This window comes from Cryobacterium sp. 10I1, from assembly GCF_035019805.1.
Classification (GTDB): Bacteria; Actinomycetota; Actinomycetes; order Actinomycetales; family Microbacteriaceae; genus Cryobacterium; species Cryobacterium glucosi.
In genome coordinates, this window is the sequence record NZ_JASJVF010000694.1 from 1 (window position 1) to 234 (window position 234).

A 234-nucleotide genomic window follows, 5' to 3' on the forward strand; every position below is an offset into this window, starting at 1 on the left:
GTGCTCGACGCCCGTCTCGAAGGGCTGGCCGGCGCCGACGACCGGCTGCGCCTGGCCACCCTGCGCCGATCCGTCGGCGTCGGCATCCAGGGCGCCGTGCTCTCCCTTTTCGCGGGCGCCGCGACCGTCGCAGCGCTGCTCGCCGGGTTCGGCGGGCTCTCGGGCGGCAGCCTGCCCGGCCCCGATTTCGCCGTGATCGTGCTCGTTCCGATGGCGGTCTTCGAGATCTTCGCC

General features: G+C 74.4%; 1 pseudogene. It reads left to right on the top strand.

Annotation, left to right across the window (positions count from 1 at the left end):
* Positions 1-234 (top strand): annotated as a pseudogene (locus QN345_RS20380) (thiol reductant ABC exporter subunit CydC); the annotation flags it as partial.